Below are 17,936 nucleotides of genomic sequence, written 5' to 3' on the forward strand. Positions count from 1 at the left end.
TGGGACCATCTGATCTGTGAATCAAGGACGAACATTGTCGAAATGCCTTTTTCCCACCGGGTACTCAAGTCCTATGGATTCAACGCCTGCTTATGCCGATATATAAGGATATACGGAAAAAGGCGAAATAGTGGAGGATCGGATGCAAAATACTCATCTAAGAACATATGTCAAGAAACATCCAGACAATAAAATGGCTTGGTATTTGCTTGGAAAGGAGTACCTGGGCGAAGGACAGGAGGCTAAAGCCAACTATTGCTTTCAGCAAGCGGGCGAGGTTTACGAGGCGTTTGAACGCAGCAAAGCTCCTGCTGACATCTGGGTGGACTATCAGGACAAACTGGTGGAAATGTCTGAGCAAAAAGAGAAAAAACAACGTAGACGCAAAATGTGGCTCACGTTATTCATGCTGCTTGTGCTGGCTGGTTTGCCACCTGCGGACGCTCCAGGTTTCAGTCGCGAAGCAGCCGATGCACTGTCAGCAGCACTGGAATCCACAGATGACATCACAGAGCCTGTAGAAAGGGATCAACAGGCCGGGGCTGCGTCCAGTCCACCCAGTAATGTGTTCACCGCTGCGGCGTTTGGCGGGGGCAATCATGGTGAGGCAGCGCTCGCAGCTGCATGGTCCGGATCTGGACCAAAAGTAGAGACTTCGGCTGTATTGGGAATGCAAACCTCGGAGGATTGGTCTTTGTGGAAGCGAAATATGCCTGTGAAATACATTGTGCAGACGAATACAAGCGGGAAACTAACTGCACAGAGTTATGATGCCAAGCAGTGTAACTGTGAACCTCCAGAAGTCACGCCGAAGATCAAAAAGATGGCTATGGCGTGGACCGCGAAGCAGGAAGCCGCTGCATCATTATCAAGTGCAATCGTTGCCTATCGCAAAAAAAATGACACCTGGCCCAAGAGTGTAACGCAAATGGCACAGCCATTTCCGAATAATATTCTCGGAGAGACTGCGCCAGGCATGACCGAGATGTTTCCGAAGCTGTTAGCCTTGCATCAAGGAAAGGCACAGCAAGGAAAGGGTGAAGCGAGCGGTGAAGAGAACGGTTCGACGACTTCGAATTCATCTCAAGGCAAAAATGTCGCTTTTGCGGATACGCTGGGAGGTCAGCCTTTTTTGCAGGAACCACTTGAGATTGTCATTGATAAGGATATACATAAACTTGCATTAATCAGTGGAGATACCATTATTCGTATGTATGATGTGGGGCTTGGCGGTGATCGAACACCGGAAGGTTCATTTGTGATCACAGATAAAGTGGTCAATCCGAATGGACGCTCGAATGGTGAGTTTGGAAGCAGGGGGATGCAGCTTTCCAACACGAATTATGCCATCCACGGGACCAACGAGCCAGACAGTATCGGACTGGATGAATCCCTTGGATGTGTGAGAATGCGTACAGGAGATGTAGAAGAACTATTCGCTCTCGCTCCGCAAGGCACTCCGGTACGCATTGGAGAAGATGTACTGCCAGATCTGACGCTTGTTCCAGAAGCAAAGCAGCGTTATCAGCATACGCTTGTTCCAAAACAAAATAATCCGAATAAAACGTATCACTGGCTGAATTGATCTGTTTGGTATGTAGAATCAGATGGATTCCGCCTGAATCATCTACATATTGGCAATAATGATAAGAGCACCAATAATGATGATCAATCCGCCTACACTGGCTGCTGTCCATGCAATGGCTTTGCGATTCACTTCTTCTTTCTTTTGCTGTAAAGCAGGTGGTTTACGTTTGGGAGCCATAAGTTATTCCTCCTTATTGGAATAGAACTGGTGTAGAGTAACCATGCTCTCATTGTAAAGAATTCAACTCGTCATTTCCAGTGGGCGGGTGGATTTCTTGTGAGCATTTTGCATCATTCGATTTGTGCTGTCTATGCGCAAACTACTTTCCTTTTTAATAAGAAACAGATAGACTTGTGTGTAGAGTGTTTTTTTACATATGAAAAGACGGAAAACGGCTTTTTGGCGTACCGGACCAGAACGGAGTGAGTGATTTGTTGTACAGAAGTCTTGCTAAACCTTTGTTGTTCAAAATGGACCCTGAACAGGCCCATCATCTGATTATTGGCGGCCTTAGTGGCGTGGGTAGCATCCGTCCGGTTCCTTCCGGACTGCGAGTGATGTACGGCGTTCGTGAAACGTCTGATCTGGCTGTTGACATGTTCGGGTGTCATTTCCCTACACCTGTTGGTCTGGCTGCGGGTCTGGACAAAAACGGACAGGCCGTAACGGGCTTTTCTTCCATCGGATTTGGGTTCATGGAAGTGGGAACGGTGACACCACTCGCACAACCAGGTAACGATCAACCCCGGCTGTTCCGTTTGCCTCCAGATGAGGCTTTGGTAAACCGGATGGGCTTCAACAATCTGGGTGCGGAAGCCATGGCAAGTGAATTGGCACGTCTACAGGACCGGCGTATTCCAGTGGCTGTTAACATCGGCAAGAATAAGGCGACGTCTAATGAAGAAGCTCACCTGGACTATTCGAAGTGCATTCAGGCACTATACGATTATGCTGATCTGTTCGTGGTTAATATCAGTTCACCAAATACACCGGATTTGCGTAATCTGCAACATGGGAACGAATTGAAGGAACTGCTTGTTGCGGTTATGAACGAGATGAACGTGCAGCATGCACGAGCAGGCGGAGCGACCAAATCCGTTCTGGTGAAGATCGCACCGGATGTGAATGATCAGGAACTTGAATACATGATTCGCACCATTGCAGACAGTGGTGTTGCGGGCATTATTGCAACGAACACAACCATCAGTCGTACAGGACTTTCCCACCAACATGCGAAAGAGACTGGCGGTCTGAGCGGTAAACCTCTGCGTGATCGTTCCACGGAGATTATTCGCCAGATCTATCGTCAGACCGAAGGCAAACTTCCGATCATTGGTTCAGGTGGCATTTTCACCAGCGAGGATGCGTATGAGAAAATTAAAGCCGGAGCAAGCCTGGTCGAAATATATACAGCATTGATCTATGAAGGACCTGAGGTCAATCGGCGTATTCATGCCGGGCTGCGTGAATTACTGCGCAAGGACGGTTATCGTCATATCTCTGAAGCGGTTGGCGCGGAGCATCGGTAAGAAGGATTGTGAATCCCCGGAATGAAAATATAGAAGCATGGAAGAGCGTAAAATGCTTCGGGGCTCTTCCCCCCACCAAACATCATGTATAATGGAATAGAACAGGGGACGCTATAGAGACAGGAGGCATAAGCATGGACGGTAGAGACTGGGGTACATTTTTACTTCCTTATGAACAAGCGGTAGAGGAATTAAAAGTCAAGTTTAAGACAATGCGGGCGGAGCTGAAAAAACGGGAAGAGTATGCCCCGATTGAATTCGTTACCGGTCGTGTCAAAAAAATATCCAGTATTCTGGAGAAATCCAGACGACTGAATGTGTCACTTGATGACGTGGAGACAGGCATAGAGGATATTGCAGGTATCCGTATCATGTGTCAATTCGTAGATGATATCCGTCGGGTTGCCGAATACATTCGAGGCCGCAAGGATCTTACGGTACTTATTGAAAAAGATTATATTACGAATTTCAAAGAGAGCGGTTATCGCAGCTTCCATATGATTATTGAATACCCCGTTCAGACGGCTTTGGGACAAAAGATCGTATTGGCCGAGATTCAGATCCGGACGCTTGCCATGAATTTCTGGGCTACCATTGAACATTCGCTCAGTTACAAATTTCGGGAGAGCTTACCTGATGACATGCGTGCCAGGCTGAAAAAAACAGCTGAGGCCGCTTTTGTACTGGATAATGAGATGTCTGCGATTCGTCTACAGATTCTGGAAGCGCAGAAGGCCTTTGAAGATGATTCCAATATCGTTTCAAGAACATTGAATATTATACATCAATTATACTTCTATCACCTTGTCAGTGAAGCGATTGAGGCCCAGAAACGCTTTAATGATTGCTGGGAACGACATGACATGGAAGGACTCAAAGATCTGCTGGATGATGTGAAAGAACTTCTGAACAACGCCAGAAAGGGCGAAAACCCGGATGAGCAACTATGAACCACTGTATATCGACTACTTAATCTACTTTAATCGGGATCAGGATTATTTCGAGTGCCATGAGGTGCTGGAAGAATTGTGGCTTGAACGGAACCGGGATGCTCTCTATAAAGGGTTGCTGCAAATTGCGGTTGGTTTGTACCACTTCAGGAACGGCAATCTCCGCGGAGGCACAATGATGTTACAGAGCTCACTTGACCTTCTGGAACCTTATCCTGACACGGTTCTGGGCATTGACCTTCGGGCTTTGGTATCGGATGTACAGGAAATCGTGAAGGAACTGTCCCAATCTGATGCTCAGTCCGTGACTTATAGGGATCTGTCCATACGAATTGTTGATGAGGTCTTGGAACAGGAGATATCTAGAAGATCGCTTGAGCTAAAACCCAATATTCCGCAACGCCGGAGTCCTACCAGAGGGCGTATATATGAAGAGAAGATGAAGGCGATGGATCAGGGTGAAAGTTGAGTCGTAATCAGTGTTAAATTTCAAATGAGCATCCCATGGATATGAATGTCCATGTATATGAAACACCCCGATGATTCCTGTAAAGGGAAAGATCGGGGTGTTTTTGAATGTTGCGGCATATTCAGATGATTGCAGGTGACACAGCCTGTCCTTCAACAGAACAGTGTCTGGTGATACAAGTGCCAGATTGTAGATACTGTGGAAACGGATCTATTATTTAGCTTGCCGAAGGAGCAGCACTACTTTTATATTTTTCGAAAAATTGTTTGTAATCGTCTAACGTGTAGCCTTGGTCACTGCCATTCTCTTGCAGTCCGCCAACCATACGGTCTTTCTCCACACCAGCCTCATAATAGACGAGTGTAGGCGTGAACTCGATGTTGTAATCAGTCCATCCGGATTCGAATTCGCGCAAATTGAACTGTGGAAGCTCGATACCTTCACTGTCAACCAGTGGCATTAACTGAGGTGTTGTGGCACGGCAGTGCGAACAGTCGGAAGCGAAGAAATATACAAAGAAGCTGTCTTTGTTATCAATCTTGGCTTTGAGATCAGCGGGGAGAATGATTTGTTGGTAATTGGGATCGCTAAGTAGCTCCCGTGTCGCTGGGTTAAGCTTGGAAGCAGCGATGCCATAAGCATTTTCCACTGAATCCATCTGTTTCTTGGATTGCTGGTCTACGACAACCAGTGCAGCAATCATAATGATTAAAATACCCAGGAATATAAGGATCGCAGCACTTTTCTTTTTCTTCTTGGATTTCATTGGACATCCCCCATCGATCATATCGAAATATAGTTTGGGCAAAAATAAAGGTTGGGATAATATGCATAAACACCCGGATTTTTGCTCAGGAATCAATCTACTTGCCATTATACTACATTACACGCTGTAGTGGAATAGATACAATATGATAGGAAAGCAAAGCTTGGATATGATAAAATAAAACGATATTGCAATCTTACCAAGACAGGATGAGTGGGAATATGGGTGTAAAGTTACCTTTTATATTTGCTGAGCGAATGGAAAGTTTGCTGGGTGATGAGTTTGATCAATTTATGAAATCGTATGAACAGTCTCCCCATGCGGGATTGAGAGTGAATACGCTGAAAATATCGATGGAACAATTCGATGGGATTGCTCCGTTTGAGCTAAGACCTATTCCTTGGTGTGAGACAGGGTTCTATGTACCTCATGGTGTTAAACCGGGGCTACACCCTTATTATCATGCAGGCCTGTATTATATACAGGAACCAAGTGCAATGGCTCCAGTTGAATTATTACAGGTTGAACCTGGAGATCGTGTGCTTGATCTGTGTGCTGCTCCGGGAGGGAAAACGACACAGATTGCTGCTAAGCTGCAAGGTAAGGGAGTACTTGTCACCAACGATATCCATGCTGAACGAACTAAAGCGCTGGCCAAGAACGTGGAATTGTACGGAGTGAGGAATGCCGTTGTTTTGAATGAGTCACCTGAGCGGATCGCGCACGCATTTCCTCATTATTTTGACAAAGTATTAATTGATGCGCCATGTTCAGGTGAAGGTATGTTCCGCAAGGATGAAGACATGGTGAAATCGTGGGAACATCATTCGGTGGAAAAATGTGTACTCATGCAGCGCGATATCCTTGAGACTGCGGCACGATTGCTGGCTCCGGGAGGTACGATCGTATATTCAACCTGTACCTTTGCGCCGGAGGAAAATGAAGCCATGATTGCAGAGTTTCTGAATGTAAACCGTGATTTCGTTGTCAGGGACATTCCTGAAGAGACAGGATTTGCTCCAGGGCGTCCGGAATGGGTGCGTCAGATGATGTATGAGAAGGCCGAAGAGACCAAAGATGTGCTGGATCAAACACGTGGTACCGCAAGATTGTGGCCTCACCTTCTGGAAGGAGAAGGGCATTATGTGGCTGTATTACAGCATCGTGCAGAGCAAGGATTGGAAACAGATCAACCAGGAGTAGTTAAAGAAGGAGCAATGGAGTATGGACAGGTCGGGGATATGTCCAGGATTGAAGTAGAGGGGAACAAGGATCACTCTATTGCTGCTTCTTCAATTGCTATGACCAAGGCTGATCGTAAGAAGGAACGTCTGTTGCGAATCGAATCCAGAGAGTCCCATGACAGACAGGCTGGCGGCGGCAAGAATCCGGGTAGACCGGGCAAAAAAGGTAAAGATCACGGTGGACGTAAATCGGAACGGGGTCAGGGACGGGGAGCTGATCCGACAAGTATGGATCCGGTCGGGATCTACACTTCGTTCATGAAAGAACAATTGGAGATGGAGTTAACTGGAGAAACGGTATGTTACGGAGATCGTGTGTATCAATCATCGGTTGGTGCAACAAGGCTGGAGGGACTGAAAGTCATTCGTCCAGGCTGGTTTATGGGTACGATCAAGAATGGACGATTTGTTCCTTCCCACCCGCTTGCGTGTGCTCTAAGTGCAGCTGAGGCAAGGCGAAGCGTAAATCTGTCATCCGCTAATGGCGAAGCTGTGAGGTATCTCAAGGGTGAAACGTTGAATATTGAAGAAGAACGAGTGGTGCTCAAGGCAGATACGATTGCCAAAGGGTACGTTCTGGTATGTGTAGATGGTTATGCCGCTGGCTGGGGAAAATGGTTGGATGGTGTGCTTAAGAATGAATATCCGGCAGGCTGGAGGTGGACATCGGTATGAGTGGAAAAGGCAAACAAACGCTGCGTCTGGACAAAATATTAAGTCATATGGGTGTGGGAACACGAAGTGAACTCAAAAAGATGGTGAAACAAGGCAGAATCCATGTGGACGGCAAAGCGGTGAAAGACAGTGGTGTGCAGGTGAATCCCGAAGTCAACGTCATTGAAGCCGATGGAGAGCGGATTGTGTATCGTGAGATGATCTATCTGATGCTGCATAAACCTCCGGGTGTTGTGTCTGCTACGGAGGACAACAGAGATAAAACCGTGCTGGATCTGCTGCGGAAAGAGGATCGTGTCTTCAATCCGTTTCCTGTGGGACGACTGGATAAGGATACAGAAGGGTTGCTCATTCTCACAAATGATGGTCCCCTGGCCCATGATCTGTTATCTCCACGCAAGCATGTGCCCAAAACCTATGAAGCCCGTATACTTGGAAGCGTGGATGAAGCGGATGTGCAACGTTTCAAAGCGGGCGTTCAACTGGATGACGGGTATGAGACATTACCTGCTGAGCTGACTATACTGGGTCAGGAAGAGACGGATGAAGGCACGATCTCGTCAATCTCGCTTATTATTCACGAAGGGAAGTTTCATCAGGTAAAACGTATGTTTCAGGCGGTTGGCAAGCGAGTGATCTATCTGAAGCGTGTAGCCATGGGTGAGCTTGAACTGGCTTCCGATCTTGCCATCGGAAGCTATCGTGAACTAACCGCAGACGAGTTAAATCTTCTGCGGAAGTAAAAGCTCCCGTCCTTCGCGAAGCGGAGCAGGGAGTTGTAGAGGGAAGCGAAGCCCCGGTACAAACGCCGAAGGCAAGAAAGCTCCCGTTCTTCACGAAGTGAAGCAGGGAGCCGGGCAGAGAGCGAAGCTCTGCCCTCAATGGTCTCGGTCAAGCTTGGACGGGACCACTCCTGACCAGCTGTGGTCCCGTCAACAAGCGTTCCTACGCCAACCGTTACATAGCAAGACCCGACCTACCCCCGTTGAGCAAGGCGGGAGTCCAGAGGGCAGAGCCCTCTGGGGCCCTCCCTCGGAAGGGAGGGTTTGGGTGGGTGCGACTACTAATAGATGAGGAATGAAGCCAGAATGACTTATAAATTAATTGCACTTGATGTAGATGGAACACTGCTGAATGATCATCATGAACTAACCGAATGGACTCAGGAGACCTTGATCCAAGCTTCCCGTCAGGGAGCAGAGATCGTTCTTTGCTCAGGCAGAGGTCCTGCCAACACGATTCCTTTTATGGAGCAGATGGGACTGGATGGATATGTGATTACACATAATGGTGCCGTAACGGCGCAAGTGGATACCCGTGAGGTGGTTCATCATTTTGCATTAGATGGACAAGGACTGGAGCCGATCATATCCTACTGTCGAACCAATGGAGTACATTTTGACATCAATACGGCTTTTGGTCTGTACGTGGATCAACCGGAAGGTTTAGGGTTGCAGGTGCGTGAGATGTATTACAACTTTATGGCGGAGCCACTGAAGTTACCCAAGTGGGTTGACATGACAGAACCGCTGGCCAAATTCACTGCATTTGGACCCATTGAACAGATGGATGCAGTACTTCAAGAGTGGTCTACCTGGAATCTGCCCTATTATATGACACGGAGTGGTGACTTTTTTATTGATCTGATGCATCCCGAAGCGTCCAAAGGCGCTGCGCTCAAAAGGCTTGCCGAATCCAAAGGAATTTTGCCTTCGGAGATCATGGCAATTGGCAACTACTTCAATGATATTACGATGCTGACCTTTGCGGGCAAAGGCATTGCCATGGATAACTCACCAGATGAGGTGAAAGCTGCCGCTAACGAGGTGACACTCTCCAATAACGAGCAGGGAGTAGCACACGCAATCCAAAAATATGTGTTATCCGTCTAACTCTGCATCTTATACGTAAAATGCACGCTTACCTCATAATCTACCGTCCTCAAGGGCATCCTAAGAGAATAACGTTAGGAATGAAGGAGGATACGTGATGAAATATGATGTGGAATTGGTTGCAGACCTGCGGACATCAGGTGGAGAAGTGCAGGACGTGATGGTCAATGGTCAATATGCGGGTTCACTTTTGCTTGTGTACAGAGAAGGAGATCGTTTATCAGGTAGTCTTCAGATCGAGCAGGAGTCTCTGCCGGAGGGTACAGAGCAACTAATTGTGGAAAAAGTGCATGCCTATGTCCGATCTCTTGCAGATGCGTTGGAAGCTGCATATTATGAAGTGCTGGTTAGTTGTGGCTCGCTGCATTCGGTTCTGCATAAGCCTGAGTCGGAGACAGTGTGGTCGTCTGAGTCTGAAGATATGAATGATGACGAAGGCAACTATGAGGATATAGACAGCATGGAGAGTAAGGTAATTCCTGTTTCACAAGCCGAATCATTTACATATGAAGATCGGGATCAGGTTCTGGAGATGGAGATGGTAAGCGCGGGACGCAGCATATCCACATATATTTTCAATGATGTCGACGGACAGGAACTTGCAGAAGCTTCCTTAAAACAATATGGCGCTGATGTTCAAGGTGAAATACATTGGTACGATGAGCCGGAAGAAAATCAAATGGAAGCCGCTGCAGAGTTGTTGGTCAGAGAGCTGGATGAGGACATCATCGATACGATTACGATCCGCATGTGGCATCAGGGCAACGAACTCGAGACGTTAGAGTGGATACATCGCGATTTCACCGAGGAGTTTGAGGATACCGATGAATCTGATCTGGATGCGTTGGAAGCTGCTGAAGAAGCATGTTATGTCATGCTGAAACGTAAGGATCGGGAGTTTCGGGTATATGAGCTGTTTCTTCAGGAACGAGGTGGATTGCCTGTCGGAACAGCAACGATAGACACGTCTCAATCCGATCTGACGGGATATATTGATTACGAGGTTCCTGGAACCAGCGTGCAGCGAAAGAGCCTGGTCGAAGTGTTGATGCAGGAGCTTGACAAGGAAATGGAGTTTGATACGCTGCACCTTACGATGTTGTATCGAAATCAGATTATTGATGAAGCCAGAATAGATGGGTAAAAGGCGGCTGCCTTTTACCTTTTTTTGTTCCCATTTTGACGAAAAATCCATTTCTCGGTATAGTACCATTAGTTTAAAGAGAGAAGAAGCGGAGGAAAATAATGATGCACTCATTCAGAATCAGTAGCGAATATATTAACGATGGTTTTCAAGCGGTTCAGGCGAAGCCCGAAGATACGGAGGGGGTAATGTCGCTGTTGCTAGAGACAGCCGAATGGTTACAGAGTCAAGGTTCTTCCCAATGGAGCGCTTTGCTTGAAGGTGAAGATTCACATGATACGGCAGGGGCAATTCGGCGTGGGGATGTGTTTGTATTCAAAAAAGGAGAAGACGTAGCGGGGATGATCATCCTTATGGTTCAGCCAAGCCCGTGGGATATTCAACTCTGGGGTTCAAAAGCTCACGCCGAGGATGGAGCTGTATATCTGCATCGGCTGGCGATTCGTCGAAAATATGCCCAGAGTGGTCTTGGAGGGTCCATTTTGCAATGGGCCAGCAGCGGCATACAATTTGAAGGCAAACACACGGTCCGCTTGGACTGTGGAGCGAACAATACGACGTTGAATGCTTTTTATGCGCGGAACGGTTATACCTTTTTGGGTGAGACAGATGGTTACAGTACATATGAGAAGCTTGTGGAGCTGCTCGGCTGAGAATTCTGACTTTCCAATGAATAGGTTGACGACAATTGCGAGGCGTTGATTGCTGGTTTAAAGCTTTTGCTTCTGAGGGACATGTTTCATGAATATGTTGTATATACGAGTTGGTGAACAAATGCTTAGTCGTATTGCTTAGATTGAGCGGTTTAAATAGCCAAAAGTTTGCAGTATCTTTCGAAATATAGATGTTCCGGCTTCCCTATGTCATAATGGATAGTAGAGCCGTATTCAGAGATAAATGGATCATGAATGGAGATGTATGAACAGAACGTAAGTTAGAAAGGGGGAAACTAACAGTGAAATTGCTGCAGGCGCTTTTCTTTCCTCCGGAGCAGCCCGGAGGTGTATCCTCTATGATTCCGTATATGCAAGAGAGATTTACAGCCCCAAGGTGGGAGATGGATCTGTTCTCGTTGCCGAAGCGGATTCGCAACAAGGGCAGAGAGGAAGTTCAGTTCGAAACGTTTGACTGGACGGAATATCAGGATAGTCCTGTTGTCCAAAAATATATTCAAACCTATCGTGATTATCTATGGTGGACCAAACTGCGTATTCAGAAGTCCTATGATCTGATCCATGCTCACCACCCGATTGCAGGACTTGCGATGAAATCGGTATTCCCGGACACACCCCTCATTCAGACGATTCACTCCAGTTATGAACGAGAATTAATCCTTAATGGACGCATTGAAACGGATGGACCGGAGCATCGATTCCTGCTCGCGATATATGGTGAGCTGGAACATCAGGCAGTACGCCTTTTAACCGTGTCGGATTCGTTCCGTCGTTATCTGGCTCCCCACGTGAAGGAACCTGATGTCATCGGTGTGATTCCCAATGGATTTGATGAGAAGCGGTTTAAGCCGATTCCTCATGATAATGCGATACCACAGCTGGTCACGGTATGTCGGCTTGTTCCGGCGAAAGGGTTGGATATTCTTTTCAAAGCTTGCGCCGAATTGAAGGGCCGAGGTCATGATTATGTGTTACATATTATTGGAGATGGACCGATTCGTCCTGATTTGGAAGAATTGGCGCAGCGATTGGGGATCTACAATGAAACCATTTTCTATGGTTACACACTGCATCCTGAAGAATTTATGCCATTCTTTGATATTTTTGTACTCCCTTCACGGGCAGAAGCCTTTGGTTCCGTTTTCGCTGAAGCTGCGCTGAGTTGTCTTGCCCTTGTGGGTACGGATGTAGGTGGTATCCCGGAACAGATCGAGAATGGTAGCAATGGGTTGCTAGTTCCCGCAGAAGATCCTTCTGCCCTGGCTGAAGCACTTGAAAAGGTGATGCTGGACCCGGCTTATCGTTATGAACTTGCCCGTTCAGCGTGCGAAAAAGCCAAAACACATTACTCGCTCGGCAGATCGGTGAATGAGCTGAAAAAGATGTATCTACAGTTTCCCGGCAAAGCCTAGGAAAAAGAGCAAAAAGTGAAAGCCGCTGAGCTAAACAGCGGCTTTTTGTCCTGTTTAAGCAAACAGTTCGCGCAATGAGTTGTAGTTATGATGCAAAAGGATGCTCATATTCATAAAGAAGCACATGACCGTTTATATTTTGTTGCGTCCACGAAAGGCGCCCCAGCGATTCAGTACCAATTTGGCAGCCCAGATCAATGCCATACTTCCGAAGATCGGGTAAAGGATGGATAGCAGCGAACTGAACCCAAACTGACTGAGTGAGTAACACAACAGCATAATGGTTAATGTAATGAAACGGGGATGGACACGTATATGTTGTCTGAGTTGCAAGGTCATTCCATAGATATCGGCTACAAAGGTACTGAATATTTCCATGAAAATAAGGGATACATATACAGATTGCACTGCCCATCCAAGTTGAAAGGCAATACTGCCCATTGGGATTTCGAATTGGATGATGCCCGGCATCTGTGCTGACATGGCAAAATGAGCTGCCATGAGCATGAAACCTACGCCAATTCCACCGAGTACGCCGCCCCACTTCAGTACATTCCGACTGCGAATCTGGTTGCCAACGGGTACCAGAACAGCCTGAGCTAATACCAGATTGAACGAAGTATACAGCAGTGGAGATAGCCATACTTGAATAGGGTTTGAGTCTGTGGTCAGTGTGATGAATCGGGAAGCACCTGGATGATGGATGGTACTTGTAATCATAAGCAGCGATAACAGGAGCATCATGGGAACGACAATGCTATTCATTTGAAGGATGGCTTGAATGCCCCGACCGAGAAGCAGATATGTCCCTACAAGTGTGACAATCAGACCGGTTTGATAATGCAAACCCAGATGTTCGACAAAAACGGAACCTGCTCCGGCAAGCATGACACTGTTCACACCAATGAGAATGAGAAGGGTCACCCACGTGATCCACTTACCCGCCTTGTGGCCGAATAGATGTTTGTTCAGATCTTCATAAGAGCGGGACCCTGTATCGTGAGCAATCAGCATCATTTTGGTACCTAACCAGACAAAGAGCATGGTGGATAAGCCTATGGTGACGGTGGCCCATTTGCCATACTGGGTAAAAAACTGCAAAATTTCCTGGCCTGTAGCGAAGCCGGCTCCAACAACCGTTCCGATGTATGTAAATGCGATCTGCAGCACCCGAAATGCCTGTTTCATGTGTTTCCCCTCTCAGGCCCCTGTTTAGTTTGGACATGCGGGTACCATGGTACAAGGTATGCTTGACCCACGAAAGTCATGACAATCGATCATGAGCTATGGCTTGAATTGTCTCTCAAGGACAGCACCCAGGCAATTTCGCTTGAACTTATAGATAGATATATGATACTTTTACCTCATAGGATAGGCTTGGGAGGTCAAATCATGGAATTATTGAAACAACGAATTTTACAAGAAGGTGTAGTCATCTCGGAACAAGTTTTGAAGCTGGATGGTCTGTTGAACCACCAGATTGATCCTGCGTTAACGATGGAGATGGGACGCGAGTTCGCTGCCCGTTTTCGTGAAAGTGGAGTGACTCGGGTAATCACGGTAGAATCCTCAGGAATTCCGGTTGCGTTTGCCGCAGCTTATGAACTTGGGGTGCCACTTGTGTTCGCCCGTCGCAAAAAAACACTTCTGGCTGATCCTGATGCTTACTGTGAACGTGTGCCTTCCTTTACCAAAGGAATTGTAACGGACATTATGGTATCTCGCGAGTTCATTCATGAGAATGACCGTATTTTGTTCATTGATGATATTATTGCCAATGGAGATGCCGCTCGTGGCGTCATCAAAATAATTGAGCGTTCCGGTGCCGAACTTGTTGGATTCGGCGTTGTGGTCGAGAAAAGTTTTCAGGCAGGGGCAAGAACGATTCGTGAACAGGGCATACCGGTTGAAGCCTTGGTACGCATTCGTTCTCTGAATGATGGAACAGTACAATTTGACGATAACGAAATGTGACATTTTAAAGGAATAGGGCCTATTTTTTGAACTATGCCTTTGCATGACCGCGGATTTCATTTATAATGGGGTTATGTTAGGGAGAGGAGGCAACACCATGGGGAACCAACCGGCAACAGAACAATTCTTTAATGATAAGCTGGCGGAATCGAAAGTTCATTTTGAACGTGCCCTGGATTGTAAACATACGGAATTCGATGACCTTTATCCCTATATGATTGAACATCCTCAATTTTTCTGGTACAAACGCTACGTTGCCTGGTCAGAATTACTGACGATTGTAGGCTTATGCGAAGAGTTGTCCTTCTCTTGGAAAGAACAATTTACACCGCATCAAGTGGAGTACCTTGAAGAACGTGTGATGTCCGCCAAAGTGCTTGATTTTTGGTTCGAGAAGAACGACAGCAAAGAGCACGCGCAGCGGTAACTTTCAGTCGGGACATAATTTCGAATGACATGACAGTCCAATACAGTCACGTGAGACCTAAATGACTTTTCATTTAGGTCTCTTTTTGTAAATAAATTTGGAATATAGGAGCCATGCGCATGATTAGTGATACAGAATTGGACGCCCTGCGTCTGTCAGGTGAGAAAGTCAGAGTAGTACGGGACGAGCTGGAATCGAACGATGTAACCGGAATTGTTGTTGCCTGGGATGGGGAGCAAGTACTTATCCGTCGTCAGAATCGACGTGTCGTCAAGTTGGATCGTGGTTACCGATATCAGTTGTTCAGCGAACCGCGCCAGAGCCCACTTGGTGAGTAAAAGCCTAGCACTATGGCTGAACCATGAGACGTTTAATTGTTTGGAATTACCATGATTACTTGGCATAATTGACTCACTCAGGAGAGAAGATAGGTACAGTGAGGAAGAACTGTAACTATAGCCGAGAGGGTGTGCTGCAAGCCATGACATTGATGAATGATAAAGTTCATGCCTACAAGGATCAGATTGGAGCATTAAGCGATGTGCTGCCAGGTGTGGTCAAGTCGTATCATGAGTTTACGGGAGAATGTTTTCAACCTGGTGTGATTGATGCCAAGACAAAACAGCTGATTGCGCTCGGCATTGGATTGTTCGCCAACAATGAGGTATGTACCTTCTACCATGTAGAAGAAGCCCGTGCCAAGGGTGCTACTGATCAGGAGATCATGGAGACCGTTGCCGTGGCCGGAGCTGTAGGAGGCGGACATGCCCTGTCTCAGGGCGCGATGCGAGTACAGAAGGCGCTGCATTAAGTGCACATGGGGGTAGTCCAAGGACTGTTCGCATAAATGGGAAGCAAACAAAAGAGGAGGTTCCGGGTTAATCCGGAGCCTCCTCTTATTAATTTTGCCTACATTTTACCCAACATTTTATCATACATAAACTGTCCAGTTACCCGACGTGCTGTCACGTAACGATCATTGAAGTAAGGGTTGGTCATTTTAGTGATGCTGACACCTTTGCTGCTGGAGGCGTGAGCAAATTGTCCGCCGCCGATATATACACCTGTATGTGAAATGCCTTTGCCCGTCGTATTGAAGAACACCAGATCACCTGTACGAATGTTGCTTTTCGATACAGGAGTACCTGCTTTGGCTTGCTGCTGGGAAGTACGTGGCAATTCAATACTATATTTGTTGAAGAGATATCTCATAAAACCAGAACAATCGAAGCCGGCTACAGTCGTGCCACCCCATTTGTAAGGTATACCTGTCATGTTGTTCACTACGGAGTTGATACTGCTAGCCTCTGTGCTTGTTGCCCCGGATGTAAATAGTACAGCTGCTCCAAAAATGGAGATAATCAGTTTTTTCAAAATCAATGTTCTCCCTTCGATGCCTACGGAGTTAGCTAAGGGTTCGGTAGAAGGTTCCCTATATTTCCTATGTATAAGAATAATTCACCCAAAATGGTTCCCCCGTTTTCAAACATGAAACTCGGCAAATGAATAATTAAGTTTTTGTAACTATTTGAAACTATATTGCATAAATGCGTAATTGTCAAACCCATTTAAAGCCCTTCTTAGTGCCCCAATGTTATCGGAATTACGGTTTTTATATGCAAGAAGCGATTAAGTTTGGGTATCATTCATGACAAAAACGTCATTATTGATTCGTTTAGAACGAATTTGGATAAATAAATAGGTTTGTCATGAGTTGAAAGAACTATTCCGTTATGTAGAATTAAAGAGATTATATTGATTAAGTTGCATATATTGACAAAAATATATTTTTTGCATATTATCTCAGTATCCAAACCACATATTGGATGAAAATAGATCTATTTTGTTATACATCTAAATTAGGGAGGTTAGGAACTGGCCTTATAGGCAAGGTTGAATTCTGGGTTTTATCAAAATGAACATGGGAGAGTGTTACATTTGAAAGCGAAGAAAATAATTACTTTTGTTCTGGCATGCACGATGGTATTCTCAACAGTTGGAATGGCAGTTCTTCCTGTAGGGACGGTATCTGCTGCGGATGCATCGGGTACAACAGCGAGTATTTCTGATATTTTGAAGAACCAGCTGCCGAATGGAGGTTGGAGAAAAGATTATAAACAAACCAGCGGAGAGTGGGCGAAGTCCACGATAGACAATAAGGCTACATACTCAGAAATTAGAAGATTGGCGAAAGAATTTAAAAAGACAAATGATCCTCGTTACTCCGCAGCTGCAATCAAAGGAATTAACTTTTTGATCAATATGCAGTATTCGAACGGCGGATGGCCACAAGTCTATCAAAGCTCCGGATATCACAAACATATCACTTACAATGATGATGCCATGATCAACGTAATGTACATGCTGGATGAAGTAGCAACGCGTAAAGGCGATTTCTCATTTATCGACAGCACACTTGCCAATCGAAGTAAAAATTCAGTTGCTAAGGGCGTAGATGCGATCCTGAATACACAGGTCATTTCAGGCGGTAAGCTGACAGCATGGGGACAACAACATGACTCCAGTTCCCTTAAACCGGCAAGCGCAAGAATCTATGAAGTACCATCGCTGACAGCTGGAGAGAGTGTAACGATTGTTAAATTTCTCAAAACGAGACCTGCCAACGCGAAAATTACCGCATCCATTAAAGGAGCAGAGCAATGGTTTAACAAGGTGAAAATTACGGGTTACAGGTATGAAAGAGCAAATGGAGATAGCAAAATTATCGCTGACTCCAAAGCGGCACCGATTTGGGCACGCTTCTATGAGATCGGAACGGATAAACCCATCTTTATTGGTCGTGATGGGGTAGTCAAATACAAATTAAGTGATATTGATAAAGAAAGAAGAGGCGGTTACGCATGGTATGGCAACTGGCCTTCCAAGCTGTAATTTGTATGATCCCTTCGTTTTAACGAACCAAACAATGAGCTGTTAAAGGTAAATCCCGAATCGACATAAATGTCTGGTTCGGGATTTTATGTTATTATTTTCAGTGTTGACATGATAGATTCCGCATGATATATTATTTCTTGTCGCCGAGATTAAAGAAGATACAATATGCGGTCGTGGCGGAATTGGCAGACGCGCACGGTTCAGGTCCGTGTGGGCTAACCCCCCGTGGAGGTTCGAGTCCTCTCGACCGCATCTAATAAAAAGACGCCTCAAGCTAACGCTTGAGGCGTTTTTTTT

General features: G+C 46.1%; 19 protein-coding genes, 1 tRNA gene and 1 riboswitch. Of the genes, 16 read left to right on the forward strand and 4 right to left on the reverse strand.

The features are described 5' to 3' along the window. Positions 1-142 precede the first annotated feature (142 nt). Positions 143-1,585, forward strand: coding sequence for a L,D-transpeptidase family protein (locus ACTHPG_RS05400; RefSeq protein ID WP_440388098.1), 1,443 nt, complete (start codon positions 143-145; stop codon positions 1,583-1,585). Between the two features lie 42 nt (positions 1,586-1,627). Here the strand turns inward: ACTHPG_RS05400 and ACTHPG_RS05405 are convergent, their stop codons facing one another. Beyond that, positions 1,628-1,765 carry a hypothetical protein gene (locus ACTHPG_RS05405; RefSeq protein ID WP_017689367.1) on the reverse strand — a complete coding sequence of 46 codons (138 nt, stop codon included), beginning with the start codon at positions 1,763-1,765 and terminating at the stop codon, positions 1,628-1,630. 254 nt (positions 1,766-2,019) lie between these two features. Here ACTHPG_RS05405 and ACTHPG_RS05410 point away from each other — a divergent pair, with 254 nt between their 5' ends. From ACTHPG_RS05410 to ACTHPG_RS05420, 3 genes are all read left to right on the forward strand, one after another. Next, positions 2,020-3,117, forward strand: a complete 1,098-nt coding sequence (locus ACTHPG_RS05410) for a quinone-dependent dihydroorotate dehydrogenase (protein ID WP_440388099.1) — start codon at positions 2,020-2,022, stop codon at positions 3,115-3,117. A gap of 134 nt (positions 3,118-3,251) precedes the next feature. Then, positions 3,252-4,067: a GTP pyrophosphokinase gene (locus ACTHPG_RS05415; RefSeq protein ID WP_440388100.1), complete on the forward strand. Its 816-nt coding sequence runs from the start codon at positions 3,252-3,254 to the stop codon at positions 4,065-4,067. After that, the gene (locus ACTHPG_RS05420) at positions 4,054-4,536 is read left to right on the forward strand and encodes a DUF309 domain-containing protein (RefSeq protein ID WP_440388101.1); all 483 of its coding nucleotides are present in this window, start codon (positions 4,054-4,056) and stop codon (positions 4,534-4,536) included. The genes ACTHPG_RS05415 and ACTHPG_RS05420 overlap by 14 nt, the downstream gene beginning before the upstream one ends. A 217-nt stretch (positions 4,537-4,753) precedes the next feature. On the opposite strand, the gene ACTHPG_RS05425 is transcribed toward ACTHPG_RS05420, so the two are convergent. After that, on the reverse strand, positions 4,754-5,302 hold the full coding sequence (locus ACTHPG_RS05425) for a thioredoxin family protein (RefSeq protein WP_440388102.1): 549 nt from the start codon (positions 5,300-5,302) through the stop codon (positions 4,754-4,756). 221 nt (positions 5,303-5,523) lie between these two features. On the opposite strand from ACTHPG_RS05425, the gene ACTHPG_RS05430 reads away from it, so the two are divergent. From ACTHPG_RS05430 to ACTHPG_RS05455, 6 genes are all read left to right on the forward strand, one after another. Next, positions 5,524-7,221: an RsmB/NOP family class I SAM-dependent RNA methyltransferase gene (locus ACTHPG_RS05430; RefSeq protein WP_440388103.1), complete on the forward strand. Its 1,698-nt coding sequence runs from the start codon at positions 5,524-5,526 to the stop codon at positions 7,219-7,221. Continuing rightward, positions 7,218-7,964, forward strand: a complete 747-nt coding sequence (locus tag ACTHPG_RS05435; RefSeq protein ID WP_440388105.1) for a pseudouridine synthase — start codon at positions 7,218-7,220, stop codon at positions 7,962-7,964. Before ACTHPG_RS05430 ends, ACTHPG_RS05435 begins: the two co-directional genes overlap by 4 nt. 345 nt (positions 7,965-8,309) lie before the next feature. After that, positions 8,310-9,113, forward strand: coding sequence for a Cof-type HAD-IIB family hydrolase (locus ACTHPG_RS05440; protein ID WP_421897114.1), 804 nt, complete (start codon positions 8,310-8,312; stop codon positions 9,111-9,113). A 97-nt stretch (positions 9,114-9,210) separates the two neighbouring features. Then, entirely contained in the window at positions 9,211-10,257 is a 1,047-nt protein-coding gene (locus tag ACTHPG_RS05445; protein ID WP_440388106.1) for a hypothetical protein, read from the forward strand. Between the two features lie 104 nt (positions 10,258-10,361). Then, positions 10,362-10,910 carry a GNAT family N-acetyltransferase gene (locus tag ACTHPG_RS05450; RefSeq protein ID WP_440390139.1) on the forward strand — a complete coding sequence of 183 codons (549 nt, stop codon included), beginning with the start codon at positions 10,362-10,364 and terminating at the stop codon, positions 10,908-10,910. Between the two features lie 302 nt (positions 10,911-11,212). Beyond that, on the forward strand, positions 11,213-12,343 hold the full coding sequence (locus ACTHPG_RS05455; protein ID WP_440388107.1) for a glycosyltransferase family 4 protein: 1,131 nt from the start codon (positions 11,213-11,215) through the stop codon (positions 12,341-12,343). A gap of 132 nt (positions 12,344-12,475) precedes the next feature. Here the strand turns inward: ACTHPG_RS05455 and ACTHPG_RS05460 are convergent, their stop codons facing one another. Beyond that, positions 12,476-13,531 (reverse strand): YkvI family membrane protein, encoded by a 1,056-nt coding sequence (locus ACTHPG_RS05460; protein ID WP_440388108.1) that lies wholly within the window; start codon positions 13,529-13,531, stop codon positions 12,476-12,478. Between the two features lie 204 nt (positions 13,532-13,735). On the opposite strand from ACTHPG_RS05460, the gene ACTHPG_RS05465 reads away from it, so the two are divergent. The 4 genes from ACTHPG_RS05465 (at position 13,736) to ACTHPG_RS05480 (ending at position 15,555) form a co-directional block, all read left to right on the forward strand. Next, a complete protein-coding gene (locus tag ACTHPG_RS05465; protein ID WP_440388109.1) occupies positions 13,736-14,317 on the forward strand; it encodes a xanthine phosphoribosyltransferase in 582 nt (193 codons plus the stop codon). A 97-nt stretch (positions 14,318-14,414) separates the two neighbouring features. Continuing rightward, entirely contained in the window at positions 14,415-14,744 is a 330-nt protein-coding gene (locus ACTHPG_RS05470; RefSeq protein ID WP_036609615.1) for a hypothetical protein, read from the forward strand. Between the two features lie 119 nt (positions 14,745-14,863). Beyond that, positions 14,864-15,082 (forward strand): hypothetical protein, encoded by a 219-nt coding sequence (locus tag ACTHPG_RS05475; protein WP_278295843.1) that lies wholly within the window; start codon positions 14,864-14,866, stop codon positions 15,080-15,082. Between the two features lie 143 nt (positions 15,083-15,225). Further along, positions 15,226-15,555 carry a carboxymuconolactone decarboxylase family protein gene (locus ACTHPG_RS05480; protein WP_017689352.1) on the forward strand — a complete coding sequence of 110 codons (330 nt, stop codon included), beginning with the start codon at positions 15,226-15,228 and terminating at the stop codon, positions 15,553-15,555. 98 nt (positions 15,556-15,653) lie between these two features. Here ACTHPG_RS05480 and ACTHPG_RS05485 read toward each other — a convergent pair whose 3' ends face one another. Then, entirely contained in the window at positions 15,654-16,118 is a 465-nt protein-coding gene (locus tag ACTHPG_RS05485; RefSeq protein WP_440388110.1) for a C40 family peptidase, read from the reverse strand. A gap of 5 nt (positions 16,119-16,123) precedes the next feature. Further along, positions 16,124-16,255: riboswitch (cyclic di-AMP (ydaO/yuaA leader) on the reverse strand. A gap of 418 nt (positions 16,256-16,673) precedes the next feature. On the opposite strand from ACTHPG_RS05485, the gene pelA reads away from it, so the two are divergent. Further along, positions 16,674-17,636 (forward strand): pectate lyase, encoded by a 963-nt coding sequence (pelA, locus tag ACTHPG_RS05490; protein WP_440388112.1) that lies wholly within the window; start codon positions 16,674-16,676, stop codon positions 17,634-17,636. A gap of 170 nt (positions 17,637-17,806) precedes the next feature. Further along, positions 17,807-17,891, forward strand: a tRNA-Leu gene (locus tag ACTHPG_RS05495). Positions 17,892-17,936: the final 45 nt, after the last annotated feature.

Source organism: Paenibacillus sp. SAF-068 (assembly GCF_051967555.1).
GTDB lineage: Bacteria > Bacillota > Bacilli > Paenibacillales > Paenibacillaceae > Paenibacillus.